Source organism: Oceanospirillum maris DSM 6286, assembly GCF_000422865.1.
GTDB classification, from domain to species: Bacteria; Pseudomonadota; Gammaproteobacteria; order Pseudomonadales; family Halomonadaceae; genus Oceanospirillum; species Oceanospirillum maris.
In genome coordinates this window covers 266,092-280,160 of record NZ_KE383936.1, presented here as the reverse complement: position 1 = coordinate 280,160, position 14,069 = coordinate 266,092, and the positions used below count along the sequence as shown (strand labels likewise).

Sequence of the window (14,069 nt, the reverse complement as noted above, 5' to 3'; positions counted from 1 at the left end):
CTGTACAGGATATTGACCCTGCACAGGATAACGTACAGATAAAACTTAAACAATCACCCCCGCTTCCAGCGGTGATATTTCTCAATCCATAACAGCAGCTTTTCTGGGGCGTGGGCTTTTTTCCACTCTCCGGCGGCAAACTTGTTGGCTTCTGCCAGAGTTGGATAGGTATGAATGGTGCCGAGGATTTTGCTCAGACCAAGGCCGTGTTTCATGGCTAATACATACTCTACCAGCAGATCACCGGCGTGGGTGCCGACGATGGTCACGCCCAGAATTTTATCCTTGCCGGGTACGGTGAGCACTTTAACAAAACCCTCGGTACTGCTGTCGGCGATAGCACGATCCAGATCATCCAGTCCGTAGCGGGTGACTTCGAAGGGAATATTTTTCTCCCTCGCTTCGGTTTCCGACAAACCAACCCGCGCCACTTCAGGGTCGATAAAGGTGGCCCAAGGAATTACGGAATAATCTACCTTAAAGGACTTCCACTCCCCGAACAGCGCATTAACAGCGGCATACCATGCCTGGTGGGCGGCGGTATGGGTAAATTCGAACGGCCCAGCCACATCACCGGCGGCATAGATATTGGGGAACAGGGTTTCCAGATACTCATTGGTCACAACGGTGCGCTCGGTCTGAATACCCAAGTTCTCCAGCCCGTAACCGGTTAGGCGCGCTGTCCGACCGACGGCACAGATCAGGCGATCAAAGGCGATAATCTCCTCTTCGCCATCGGGATTCTTTACGATCAGCTGTTTTTCACTCTGGTTATCCCCCCCGAACTGACAGCGTATCGCTTCGTAACCGGTCAGCAGATTGACGCCACTTTTACGAAGGGCATTGGCGGCCAGAACAGAAACCTCAGGATCTTCCCGTACCATAACGCGCTCATTACGTTCCACCTGAATCACGTTACTGCCTAAGCGAGCAAAACTTTGCGCCAGCTCGCAGCCGATAGGGCCACCACCCAGTAATACCATGCGTTTCGGAATATCATCTTCTTTTGCCAGTTCTTCCCATAGGGTATCACTGGTGAGATAACCCACTTGATCCAATCCTTCGATCGGAGGCACAAAGGGTTTGGCTCCGGCGGCGACCACAATACTGCGTGCCGTTAATCTTTGGCTACTGCCATCATTCAACTGAATTTCTACCGTCCACGGATCGATAATTTTGCCGTAACCCTGTAAAACCTCTACTCCCAGACTGGTATAGCGCTCAACACTGTCGTGAGGCTCGATGGCGGCAATCACATCATGGATACGCTGCATCACTTTTTTAAAGCTAAACTGAGGCTCTCCGCCTTCCAGACCGTACCGATCCCCATGACGCATCTGTTCGGCCACTTTGGCACTTTTGATTAGGGCTTTACTGGGTATACAACCGTAGTTCAGACAATCTCCACCCATTTTATTGGCTTCAATCAGAGTGACTTTGGCTTTAACCGCTGCGGCAATGTAGGCACTCACTAAACCTGCTGCTCCGCCACCGATAACAATTAAGTTGCGGTCAAATTTAGCGGGCTTTTGAAAGCCTTTATAGACTCGGCGCTTTTTCACTAGGGCAACAATCTTTTTCGCAATCAAAGGAAAGACTCCAAGCAAAGCAAAAGAGAGCAGAATTTCAGGGGAGACAATACCGGACAGAGAGTCCAGCTGGCCTAACTGAGTACCTGCATTTACATAAATAAGGGTTCCCGGCAACATGCCGATCTGACTAACCCAATAATAAGTACGGGTTTTGATCGGCGTTAAACCCATCAAAAGGTTGATTAGAAAAAAAGGAAACACTGGCACCAGACGTAAGGTAAACAGATAGAACGCTCCTTCCCGCTCCACACCCTGATTAAAGGCTTTTAGCCGATCACCAAATCGCTCCTGCACGCTATCCCGCAGAACAAAACGAGCCACCAAGAATGCGAGTGTTGCACCAATAGCCGAGGCAAAACTTACTAGCATCAACCCCCACACCAAACCAAACACCGCACCAACGGCTAAGGTCATAATAACGGCACCAGGTAAAGAGAGAGCTGTTGCCGCAATATAAACCAGAAAGAAAACCGCTGCGGTGGCAAAAGGCTGCTCCTCTTGCCATATTCCCAGCTGTTCTTGACTATTTTTCAAGCTATCTAATGTAAGGTACTGATTAAGGTCGAAAGTAAAGAAAGCCGCGACGACAGCAGCTAAAAGTGCAAGCAAGATGATTCTTTTCATCAGAACTCCGTTTAAATCGGGCTGAATATCCAAAGGTTATTGATAATACGCAGGCCGTTGTTTTTAGGATTCATCTTTTCCGTGTCTTATGGTAAAACACTTCGGTTCCCTACATTTTTTCTTAATGCTTATATTGTTCCGTAAACTCTTCCCATTGCATGGAAGAGGGGTAAGCATTTTATTAAATACGCGTCACCAGTATCTTTTTTAGTCAATACATTTTTAGCCAATACATCGATTTATGTTATTTTGTAGCATTTTAATTTAAGCAACGGTGCTCAAGTCGAGTTTCAGTCTTTTGGGAACCCATGGATTTTATTGCAAATGAATCAACCCCAAGCGTTTACCTCTACCCACAAAACACTTTTTGCTGCCGCTCTTTCGAGTATTTTGATATTAAATTTTTGGCCGACAGTCAGTGAACCGGCATCGACACATTCCTTTAAGTTAATGGACAGGATTCAATCATCCATAACCTCAATTGATAACACGCTACAAACCGGCCTAGACAGTCAACCTTTACCTACTTTTTCCGTGGCCGATGACCCTAATACCGTAATCCATCAGATTAAGTCTGGAGATACCTTAAGCAGTATCTTTAACGCGAGCAATGCGCCTCAAAGTGACCTTTACAAGATCATGGAAGAAGATCTTGAATATTTATCTTTGGCAACCCTGCAACCGGGAGCCACACTGATTCTTTCATTTGATGACAAGGGCAGCTTCTCTGAATTACTACTTCAGATTGATGTAGCTCGGAAAATCACATTTACAAAGCAGCAAGATGGCTCGTTCAAATATCAAAAGCATGAAATGAAGACCCACTGGGTATCTGAAGTGTTAAGAGGCAGTATTGATGGAAGCTTGTATACTTCTGCACTTCGCGCAGGCCTTAACAAAGGACAGATCGCCTTAATCGGACAATTGCTAGAAAGCCGATTAAATTTTAAACGCAGTTTACGCTCAGGCGATGGCTTTACCGTCATCGTGGGCCATGAGATGACCGGAGATCAAGCCACTAAAAAAACAAGGCTTGAGGCTATCGTCATCGAACGAGGTGTGACATCTCACTATGCATTTCGGTTTCGCGATGGTAATTACTATGATGAAAATGGCAATAGCGTAACCCCTGCCTTTTTACGCCGCCCAACTCAAAAATCTTTCCGGGTCAGCTCCCATTTCAACAACAACCGCCGTCACCCAATTACAAAGCGGCTAAAACCTCATAACGGCGTTGATTTCGCAGCACCGATAGGCACCCCCATACTGAGCATAGGCGATGGTGTTGTAAAACGCATAGGTAATCACCCCTATGCCGGTAAATATGTTGAGATTGAGCATGGCGGCTCCTACACAACCCGTCATCTTCACCTGAGTAAGGTTTTGGTTAGGCAGGGTTCTAAGGTAAAGCGAGGTCAGCAAATTGCGAAGTCAGGTAACACAGGACGCAGTACCGGCCCACACCTTCATTTTGAATTGCATATTAATGGTAAGCCAGTAAACCCCTTAACCGCTGATATACCCACGGCGGCGCGCGTGCCTAGCAAGGAGTTCACACTTTTTGAACAAGAGGTGGAAAAGCGACTTGAAGTGATGGAGTATGCGGCCAGCCGGTCTAATCTTTTGCTCGCACAAAATAGCACCTCTTCCTATAAAGGCTAGATGCTCAAATGATCAATACCGGTTTTTAGAATGCGAGTAGTCAGCATTAACCGCTGACTACTCACTAAAAACACGCACTACTCACTAAAAATACTCACTAAAAACCGGCTTCTTGTAATCGTGATTTGTATTCCTGTCGAGTAAGAATTGTGACGGACTCGGTCACTGGGTCAAACACAATACTCAACTGGCCTTGAACCAACTGTTGGCTAACCTGCTGTACCCAGTCATCCAGCCCTCGCTCCACATCCGTCGTGTCGTACCCTTGGCGGGTAACAAAATCTTCTAACAATCCCTGTAGCGCCTCTGATGAAATATCTTTATGGGGCACTTCTATCATGTAATGTCTCTTTCTGTGGATTGTAAGTAAATAAAAAAACGATAGAAAATGGTGGGTTAAAACACCCACCAGCTCTCGTTTCTATTGACATCGCTTTTCCTATTTCCATTACTGCTACTGCCATTAATACTGCTTGGGCTTCGATTCATATTATAGCCGCAGCTTTTTAGCTGCTTGTGGTATTCAATAGCTCGATTAGCAACCTTAGTGGATACATCCTTTAGCCATTTTTTGTTCTTCCAAGCGTTATTGGTATAGCCACCGTGGCCTTCATGGTAAGCGATATACATATAGTAGGTTTGGTTCCGTTCAATGCGATTACGCAAAAAGCCTTGGTAGTTATACCAGCCGATAAAATCCACCGCATCGGCAAAGTTGCCACGGCTGGCATACAGGTTTCCTGTTTTTTCTTGGTATTCTTCCCAAGTGGTATCAATTGCTTGGGTATAGCCATAGGACGATGATTTACGCGGGCCAGGAATAAAGCCTAGAAAAGTACTGCGCCTTGGCTGAGCATCAGGCTGAAATGAGGATTCCTGATGAATAAAGGCCAGCAAAATAGGCACTGCCGTTCCCCATTTATCTTCTGATTGCTTGGCAGCGGTGTACCAATCGGGATATTGCCGAAAAATTTCACAGGCGTTATCCGGCTCTTGAGGCGGTGTGGTAGCACAACCACTTAAAAGCACCAATAAGCCTATGAGTGCCGTCATTAATCCAGCTCGACGCTCGCTGAGTATTTGGGAGCATCTGTATAAACGAGTTTGATATCCTTTCAACATTAAACGTTACCCATAAATCAATTATCACGTTATTAAGACGATATACGTCATTCGGTCAGCTTATAAAAAGCCTATTAAGCTTGGTCTTGATACTCAGCCAAAAGCGCTTTTAATCCTGCTTCGTCCGTTACTTCAATACCGAGCTGTTCTGCTTTCGCTAATTTAGAGCCTGCGGCCTCTCCAGCAACCACTAAATCTGTTTTCTTCGATACGCTACCGGTCACTTTTGCACCTAAGGCTTCTAAAGCCACTTTAGCATCCGTTCGACTCAGCTCGATAAGCGTGCCAGTTAAAACCAACACTTTACCAGCTAGTGGTAAGGTTTCTACTGGAGGTTGCGGCTCCACATCCGGCCAATGAATACCTTCGGCAAGTAAGGCTTCTAGCATCTCTAAATTATGGGGTTGTCTAAAAAAGGTTACGATATGATGCGCTACAATAGGGCCTACATCCGGCACGGCCAATAAGGCTTCTTCAGTCGCATTGATAATCGCCTTAATAGTACAGAAATGTTTCGCCAGTTGCTTAGCGGTTACTTCGCCGACCTCTCGGATACCTAGCGAGTAGATAAAACGTGGCAAAGTAGTACTTTTACTTTTTTCCAGCGCATCCAACAAATTCTGTGCGGATTTTGGCCCCATACGCTCAAGAGCCGCAATCGATTCTAGCTCCAGATGAAAGAGATCCGTTAAGCGATTAACTAAGCCTTTATCAACCAGAATTTCAACCAGCTTATCCCCAAGGCCATCGACATCTAGCGCTTTACGAGAGGCAAAATGCTTAATACCCTCTTTTCGCTGAGCGGCACAAACCAGCCCACCGGAACAACGCACAATAGCTTCACCCTCTGCCCGCTCCGTTTCGGAACCACAGACAGGGCACGTTGAAGGAAAAGTGATATCGATGGCATCACTCGGGCGCTTATCTAAGACAACAGAAACAACCTGAGGGATAACATCTCCGGCACGGCGTACAATCACGGTATCACCAACTTTCACCCCAAGTCGGGCTATTTCATCAGCATTATGCAGCGTAGCATTGGATACGGTAACGCCTCCCACATAAACAGGTTTCAATCGAGCAACAGGCGTAATCGCACCGGTTCGCCCGACCTGAAACTCAACACCGTTCAGCTGTGTCATCTCTTCCTGAGCAGGAAATTTATAAGCAATAGCCCAGCGCGGCGCACGGGAAACAAACCCTAGCCGCTGTTGAAAATCCAGTCTATTTGTCTTAAACACGATACCATCTATCTCAAAGGCGAGCTGGCTTCTACGCTCGCCAAGATCACGATAATAATCTAAACAGCCCTGCACACCGGTAACAACTTTCAGCTCTGGATTTAATCGAAACCCTACCTCACTCAATACCGCTAACACCTCACTATGGCGCTCCGGTAAAAAGCCTTCACTGACTTCACCAACACTGTAGGCACAAAACTCCAGCGGACGCTTAGCGGTAATACGACTGTCCAGTTGGCGAAGGCTACCGGCAGCGGCATTACGAGGGTTAACAAAAACTTTATCATCCGTCTCTTTAGCGGTTTGATTGAGTGACTCAAAGCCCGCCTTTGGCATATACACTTCACCGCGCACTTCCAACACAGAAGGCAGGTTTGTACCTTTTAAGCGCAAAGGCACAGAGCCGATAGTCTTTACATTTTGAGTGATATCTTCGCCAGTTTGACCATCTCCCCGAGTAGCAGCCTGAACCAGCAAGCCCGACTCATAACGCAAACTTAACGCGATACCATCGAGCTTGGGTTCACAGGCATATTCGATATCACCATCGGTATTGAGACGCTCTTTCACCCGTTGATTGAAGCGGGCAAACTCATCATCATCAAAGGCATTATCCAGTGATAACATAGGAATACGGTGGGCAACTTGAGTAAACGCTGACAAGGGTGCAGCGCCAACACGTTGAGAAGGTGAGTCAGGGCTTTGAAGCTCAGGGTACTCAGCTTCTAAAGCCTGCAGTTGGCGCATTAGACGGTCATATTCCACATCGGGAATACTCGGCGCATCTTCCACATAGTAACGGTAGTTATGATCATTGAGCTGCTGTCGCAGCGTCTCGGTCCGTTGTTCAGGTGTGTGCTCAGGCGTGTTTTCAGAGTATTCTATAGATTCAGAGGAAGCACCAGACAATAAAGGCATAACAATCTCAATACCGGCTTTTTAAAATTAAAGGGAACGGTGATAAACAATCAAGAAACAATCGTCGTGATACAAACCAGCCCAACTAAAACAGCAAAACCACCAAAGGGTGGTTTCGCGGCTATTACAGTTAATTCAAGTGTATACGGTTAGTTCAAGTGCAGTTAACGCATACGAGCTAGCTGTTTACGGCGCTCGAAGTCTTGAATACGCTGCTTATAGTGCTCAATGGTTTGCGGCGTCATTACACTGCGGTGTTCATCCCGTAACTCGCCATCTAAGTGACGAACAATCACCTTGGCTGTCTCTAGCATCATAGAGAAACATTCTTGGCTGTTACCCGGCGCAGGCAAACCCATGATAAAAGTGATGCTTGGAATATAAAGTTCATCAATTTCATCAAGATCAAAGACCCCAGGCTCAACAGAACTCAACATAGAAAACTGTATCTGAGGGCCATCTTCTGTTTTTACAAAACGATGGAACACCTTCATGTCTCCAAACTGCATACCGCACTGCATAACAATGTGTAGCAGCGCAGAACCATGGAATCCACGGGGGTCTCTGCATTTAACGTGCATCACTAGAAGCTCATTAGCATCCGCGATCTGGCCACGCTCTTCTTCTTCTGTCAGTAACGGCTTACGAGTAGTTGGTCTTTCACGCATAGGTGGTTGCACTTCTTCCTGTGATGAATATGAATCCGCCGGCTCTTCATTACCTTGATAAGGTTGGCTTTGATAACTTTGGCTCTGATAGCCTTGAGCAATCTGACCAGCGTTGGCTTTGCGAGCTTGATCATCTTTTAAGCGTGCGACTTGAGCTTTGGACTCCGCCGCTTGCTGATCAAGATATTGCTGCTCGGCCAAACTAACTTCCGACATTTGTTGCTGCATCGCAGCCAGTCGCTCAGACGGTCTAGGCCCTGTATGCTTACCAAGGATACGCCGCGCAGCAGCTTTAACAGGATCTTCGTCTTCTTCCTGCTGTGCTAGAGCTTCTGCCTGCTCATCGGCTGTCGCTTGCCTTTCTGCATCAGCTTCCTCTTGGCGAAGTCTTAATGCTTCTTGACGGCGATATTGCTCTTCAGCAAAACGCTGCTCAAGGGGAACCGGTGGCTCTAAATCATCTAAACCGTTAAGAGGGATGCCCTCTTCTGGATTAAATTCTAGTTGCGGCTCAGATTCCAGCTCTGTCTCATATTCAGCGGTAGCAAAAGGTTCACTTAAAAGTGCATCTTCATAGCCTAAAGACGCTTCATCATTATTAACAAAATCAGCCTCCGGCAATGGGCTACTATAAGCATCTGAATCATTCAGATCCTGAACCGTTGCTCTAGGTTCTTCTTGCGTATTCTCAGTGGCAAATGGCGATAACTGATCTTGGCTTTCTTGCTGTTCTTCGTTATTAAAATTAAAGCTCGCTAAATCCTCTTCACTATTAGAATAGCGAGATGACTGACTAGGATCGCTATCCTTAAAGCCCGGTATTTCAATTTCATGACATAGAACAGGAATAGGGTCGTCATCAAAGACATCAACATCGTGTGTTTTGATAACTCGAGCCTTTCCAGCAGGTAGCTCTCGACGTAGCTGTGCCTGTCGCGCACGCTCTTCTTCATCCAAATCATCTTGAGTTGCATCAGATTTGCGCATACGCCGGATGCCATCGGCTATGATAAGCGTCAAAACCACACCACCAAGAATCATCAGCCACTCACGTAATCCCATGCAGCTAAAACCTTGTATATATAAATAAACGTTAAATAGATTGACTTAGATTAGTTGACTTTGCCTATTTTACTCTACAAAAAGCAACAATTATACGTCTACAAGCGCAGTTGCTTCATCAATATCGACTGCCACGATGCGGGAAACACCAGGTTCTTGCATAGTAACACCCATCAGGTGATCCGCCATCTCCATTGCAATTTTATTGTGACTGATATAGATAAACTGCAAATGTTCTGACATTTCCTTAACAATACGGGCGTATCGCCCAACATTAGCATCATCTAAGGGCGCATCAACTTCATCCAACATACAAAAAGGAGCTGGATTTAACTGAAAAATCGAAAAAACTAACGCAATCGCCGTCAGTGCTTTTTCCCCACCCGATAATAGATGAATAGTACTATTTTTCTTACCCGGTGGTCTTGCCATAATAGTTACCCCTGTTTCTAACAGGTCATCACCGGTTAACGCAAGCCAAGCACTACCTCCACCAAAAACCTTCGGAAACAAATGTTGTAACCAATGGTTAACTTCATCGAAGGTTTGTTTAAAGCGTTGACGGGTTTCTTTATCGATCTTACGAATTGCATTTTCTAACAAACCAAGGGCTTCCGTCAGCTCATCATGCTGAGCGTCCAAATATTGTTTTCGTTCTAACTGCGTTTCATACTCCTCGATAGCCGCTAGATTGATCGCCCCTAGACGCTTAATTTTTTCGGTTACTTGGCTTTGCTGCTCTTGCCAATGATTCGCCGTGGCCTCTTCTGGTAGACCGTTAAGCAGGTCATCAAGATCGCCACCTATCTCATCCAGCTGTTCATTAATACCTTCCCGTTGAACCGAAAGAGCCTGCTGTTGCATACGCATTTTCTCAAGCTCAGTACGAACGCGCTCAAGATCTCGCTCATGCTCGGTGCGACTTTTTTCCAGTAGGTGCATTCCTTCATTTAACTGCTGAGCTTTTTCACGTACACCGGTCAGTTTCTGTTCTTCTGCCGCTTTTCGCTCAATCAGCTCATCCAGTCGCAGTTCGCTATCTTCTTTAGGCTCCTGCACACTCTCAAGATGCATTAGTAGATCTTCACGTTTTTCACGAAGGCGCTCTAGCTGTTGCTCGATTCGTTCAGCACCTTTTTCTGATAGCTGCTTCTGGCCGGATAGCTCTTGTCGACGCAGAGCCAATTGATGTAGCTTGTCTCGTTCTTGGCGAACGGTTTGACGCTGCTGCTCACAAGCCTCTTTAATACGATTTCTATCCGCTTGCAGATGTTCCCGTTCTTCAGAAAACTGCTCGACCTGCTCAAGTGCCAGCTGCCAATTTTCTCGGGCTTCTTCTAACATCCCCTGCTCTTCTTCAAGCCTCGCCTGAATCTGGGCTAACTCTTCATTAAGATGACGTTGACGCTCGTTAAACTGTTCTCGCTTTAGCTGTCGGGTGTGGATCTGTCCATCCCATTCACTTTTCTGACGCTGAACGGCCATACGCTGATCTGCAACCTGGCTAGACTCCGTTTCCAGCACCTGTTGCTGCTGACGAAGCCTAGTCACGTCGAGGTCAAGTTTGGCAAGTTGCTCTTGAGCGGCTTTTATATCAAGCTCTAACTGTTCAATATCACGACTTCGATTTAATACGCCCTGTGCTTGGGTATTACCTTTGTGATAGCGCAACCAACCATGCCCTAGCCAAATACCCTGTTCGGTAATTACAGAGTAACCAAGAGGCAGCTCGGCTAAACGCTGAAAGCCCTGATCAAGACTTTCAACAGTAATCACCTGTAAAAGTGATTCCGGCAGTTGTAATAAGTCTTGATGCCCAGAGAGAGAAGAAGCTTGATGCCCAGAAAAAGAAGCCTGGTGTGTCGAAAAAGAAACCTGGGCTGCCAGCGTTTCACGGTATTCAATCTTAGAACTCAATACCGGCAGCGAGCAGTCTGCTGCAATAAAACTGAAATGAGCTTTCTCTTGGGTCGCAAGATCACGGGCTAAGCCCGGTAGCTGCAGTTGTTTACAGCTTAATCCTTGCAGCTGATCCCCCAATACGGTTTCCACCGCTTGTACCCAGCGAGGAGCCACATCTAACTGTTCCGCCAATTTAGGCGCTTGAGATAACCCCTGAGCCACTAACCAGCGCTGCTGATCAGGATCATCGTCCGCTAATGCGGCCTCTTGTAAGGCTTGAAGGGAGGCTAACCGACCGGCATTAATTTGCTGCTGCCCTTGTAGCTCTTCACGCTGCTGCTGAGTCTGGGCGAGCTGTTCACGGCAAATGTGCAGTGATGTTTTCTGTGTTTCAGCGGCGTCTTCTAAGTCTTCTAATTGCAATTCATATTCAAGGGACGTTTCCTGCATCAGCTCCAGTTCGTCGTCATTCTCCTCTGGAGCATCCAAACTTTGCAGCTGATCCTGTGTTCTGCCTTGGCGTTGCAGCAATTCCGTTAAGCTGCGCTCATGTTGCTGGATATGACTTTGGGCTAGCTCTGCATCACGCTGATACTGTTGTGCGGTTTGATTAAAGCTATCCCAGCGGTGCTGCCATTGCTGAACATTTTCCTCGGCTTCTTCCAGCGCCAGCTCTAGGGATTCACTGGTTTCCTGCTGTATCTCAAATTCAGGTTCTAACGCTTCTAGCTGTAAGAGTACAGCCTGTAAACGCTCTTTATCCTGTAACTGTTCTTGGTTATTTTCCTGAATCTGTCGATCAACATCTAACAGGTCGATATGCAGCTGTTGCCCTCGCTGCTTCTGGTGGCTCATCTGCTGTTCTAGGTGAGAGATCTGATTGCCCAGCTCGTAAAAACTGGCCTGAAACTGCTCAAGTTGCTCGTTAGCGTCTTGATGCTGCTGGCGGCTTTCTTCAATCTCACTCTCAGCGCGGCGCAGGGCAAAGAGATGCTTTTCTGAGCGAACCTCTAGATCCCCAATCACTGCAGCATACTGCCGAACCTGTACATCTAAATCACGCCACCGGATGGCTCGCAGCTGCCCTTTAAGGCGACGCTCTTGGGATTTTAATTCTCGGTATCGATGGGCTGCATCAGCTTGCCGTTGCAGGCGCTGTAACTGACGCTCTAGTTCATCACGAATATCTTGCAGGCGCTCAAGATTGTCATGGGTACGGCGCATCCGATTTTCGGTTTCACGTCGGCGCTCTTTGTATTTAGAAATGCCAGCGGCTTCTTCAAGGGTATGGCGCAGTTCTTCCGGTTTAGCTTCAATTAAGCGGGAGATCATGCCCTGCTCAATAATGGCATAGCTACGAGCGCCTAAACCTGTGCCGAGAAATATTTCGGTAATATCCTTACGGCGACATTTAGTACCATTAAGATAATAGTTTGACTGCCCATCGCGATTCACCTGACGCTTTAGCGCAATCTCTGCATATTGCCCGTATTGCCCCTTTAAGGTGCCATCACTGTTATCAAACACTAGCTCGATAGACGCTTGGTTAACCGGTTTACGAGCGGTGGAACCGTTGAAAATAACGTCGGTCATCGATTCACCCCGCAGGTGTTTCGCCGAGCTTTCTCCCATTACCCAGCGCACGGCATCGATAATATTCGATTTGCCACAACCGTTCGGGCCGACAACGCAGGTCATATTTTTTGTAAAAGGCACGGTGGTCGGGTCCACAAAAGACTTGAACCCTGCCAGTCGAATACATTTAAGCCGCATAACCTGCTATTACCTGAGTCTGTTGCTGTATCTGGCTTAATAGCCGAATCTTTTCTGGTAGGCCTGTTGTTTGTGTTGTTTAGGTACAAATCCAACACAAAACAAAGCAGGGCTAAATAGCCCTGCTTCAGAAGAGTTGCCAAGTATCCACTTATTACTTAATCAGTGGATATCTATCCAGTTGCCTAGATTACTGAATCTGCTCTGTAATGACCAGCGTCACAATCTCTTTATGGCTAACCGGATAAGGCCCGCTTTGTCCTTGCCAATCACCTGCTTGAGCTTCCGGTGTACCCGCTTTAGCCACTCGGGCCGTTAAGTTTACTTGTTCGGTGCTAGATAAACGCGCCATTGGTGCAACCGCCATAGAGTCATCCAATGTTACGGTTGCCGGTAGATCTGCTACGGTCAAACGGGCTGCGGCCAACGGCATAGGAGGGCCACCTTGAGGTGCTCGGGCAAAAACAAAGACGATATCGGTTGGGCTTGCCGCTGCTCTTGCGGCTTCACTAAGGTCAACCTGCACCTTAATGCTAGGGCCTGTCACGGCATCAGCGCTAGGGGCCACGATGTTAGCGTTAGGATTCATGGCGGCAATATCAACCGTCTCGCCCTGTGCCTCTATACGTCGTACCGCCTCACCAACACCCGCACGCAATGCATTCGCACTGTTAGGGTCATTAATAAACGGCAGGGCTTTCTGCCAGTAACTTATCGCTTCACGATAACGGCCCAATTCAAACTCAGAAATACCCCGTAACCCCAGTGCTGCTGCTTCATTAGGATCAGCCTGCAAGGCTTCATCCAACAGGCTGTCAATCTCTGGTGTCATTACATTTTGATTGGCAAAATATAACGCTTGAGCATATTGAGCCAAAGCAACCGCTGTACGACCATCTAAGCGAATCACCTCTTCAACCGCCTTTGATGCTTCTTCAAAGCGGCCCATATTCATATAAGTACGCGCCAGCAAATACCAGCCATCAATGCTGTCTGGATTTTGCTGCAAGCTTTGCTCAAGGCGCACGACAAGCTCTTCAACCGATGGCATCTGGCCGCTTCCTCGCTCCATTGCCAACAAAACACCGCCACTATTGCCTTTGCTAAAATACCAGCCCACCGAACCGACAAAAATCAGCACGATTAAACCAATACTAAGAAGCAGACTTGGACGAGTTGAACGTAGAACAGGAATATCCGTATCCCCAACATCATCAAGCAGCGTTTGTTCTAACTCTGATTTCATCTGCTCAAACTGTTCAGACAACAGATTGCCTTGCTCTAATTCTTGATTCAGCTCTTTCAATCGCTGACGAAACATCGCGATATTTTGCTCTGTACGCTCAGCATCGGTCAGGCTATCAGGTTGATTCTTTTGTCTAATTAAAGGTAGCAGGACAAATACCGCTGCAAGAGCGGATAAAACTGCCATACCGATCCATAGAGGTGTCATAACGTTAACTCAACTGTCGGTGAAACTAAGGCCGTTTTCGGCTCCAGCCTTG

The 14,069-nt window shown here is 47.0% G+C and carries 8 protein-coding genes; 1 reads left to right on the top strand and 7 read right to left on the bottom strand.

What is annotated here, in order from left to right; genetic code table 11:
• Positions 1-53: 53 nt before the first annotated feature.
• Complete coding sequence (locus G517_RS0113255) at positions 54-2,216, bottom strand: FAD-dependent oxidoreductase (RefSeq protein ID WP_028304807.1); 2,163 nt, start codon at positions 2,214-2,216, stop codon at positions 54-56.
• Positions 2,217-2,540: 324 nt separating this feature from the next.
• On the opposite strand from G517_RS0113255, the gene G517_RS19205 reads away from it, so the two are divergent.
• Positions 2,541-3,878, top strand: coding sequence for a peptidoglycan DD-metalloendopeptidase family protein (locus tag G517_RS19205; RefSeq protein ID WP_036591507.1), 1,338 nt, complete (start codon positions 2,541-2,543; stop codon positions 3,876-3,878).
• Between the two features lie 97 nt (positions 3,879-3,975).
• Here G517_RS19205 and G517_RS0113245 read toward each other — a convergent pair whose 3' ends face one another.
• From G517_RS0113245 to ccmI, 6 genes are all read right to left on the bottom strand, one after another.
• Positions 3,976-4,218: a YheU family protein gene (locus G517_RS0113245; protein ID WP_028304806.1), complete on the bottom strand. Its 243-nt coding sequence runs from the start codon at positions 4,216-4,218 to the stop codon at positions 3,976-3,978.
• A gap of 56 nt (positions 4,219-4,274) precedes the next feature.
• Positions 4,275-4,931, bottom strand: coding sequence for a transglycosylase SLT domain-containing protein (locus G517_RS19200; RefSeq protein ID WP_051206393.1), 657 nt, complete (start codon positions 4,929-4,931; stop codon positions 4,275-4,277).
• Between the two features lie 143 nt (positions 4,932-5,074).
• Complete coding sequence (ligA, locus tag G517_RS0113235; RefSeq protein WP_084632233.1) at positions 5,075-7,159, bottom strand: NAD-dependent DNA ligase LigA; 2,085 nt, start codon at positions 7,157-7,159, stop codon at positions 5,075-5,077.
• A gap of 164 nt (positions 7,160-7,323) precedes the next feature.
• Positions 7,324-8,889 carry a cell division protein ZipA gene (gene zipA / locus G517_RS0113230; RefSeq protein WP_028304804.1) on the bottom strand — a complete coding sequence of 522 codons (1,566 nt, stop codon included), beginning with the start codon at positions 8,887-8,889 and terminating at the stop codon, positions 7,324-7,326.
• 90 nt (positions 8,890-8,979) lie between these two features.
• On the bottom strand, positions 8,980-12,564 hold the full coding sequence (gene smc, locus G517_RS0113225; RefSeq protein WP_028304803.1) for a chromosome segregation protein SMC: 3,585 nt from the start codon (positions 12,562-12,564) through the stop codon (positions 8,980-8,982).
• Between the two features lie 190 nt (positions 12,565-12,754).
• Complete coding sequence (ccmI, locus tag G517_RS19195) at positions 12,755-13,996, bottom strand: c-type cytochrome biogenesis protein CcmI (RefSeq protein ID WP_051206392.1); 1,242 nt, start codon at positions 13,994-13,996, stop codon at positions 12,755-12,757.
• Positions 13,997-14,069: the final 73 nt, after the last annotated feature.

Excerpts from the sequence above, each read along its gene's own strand:
- G517_RS19205 (WP_036591507.1), top strand. The coding sequence starts at position 2,541 with ATGAATCAACCCCAAGCGTTTACCTCTACCCACAAAACACTTTTTGCT.
- G517_RS0113245 (WP_028304806.1), bottom strand. The coding sequence starts at position 4,218 with ATGATAGAAGTGCCCCATAAAGATATTTCATCAGAGGCGCTACAGGGA.
- ccmI (WP_051206392.1), bottom strand. The coding sequence starts at position 13,996 with ATGGCAGTTTTATCCGCTCTTGCAGCGGTATTTGTCCTGCTACCTTTA.
- ligA (WP_084632233.1), bottom strand. The coding sequence starts at position 7,159 with ATGCCTTTATTGTCTGGTGCTTCCTCTGAATCTATAGAATACTCTGAA.
- G517_RS19200 (WP_051206393.1), bottom strand. The coding sequence starts at position 4,931 with ATGACGGCACTCATAGGCTTATTGGTGCTTTTAAGTGGTTGTGCTACC.
- smc (WP_028304803.1), bottom strand. The coding sequence starts at position 12,564 with ATGCGGCTTAAATGTATTCGACTGGCAGGGTTCAAGTCTTTTGTGGAC.
- G517_RS0113255 (WP_028304807.1), bottom strand. The coding sequence starts at position 2,216 with ATGAAAAGAATCATCTTGCTTGCACTTTTAGCTGCTGTCGTCGCGGCT.
- zipA (WP_028304804.1), bottom strand. The coding sequence starts at position 8,889 with ATGGGATTACGTGAGTGGCTGATGATTCTTGGTGGTGTGGTTTTGACG.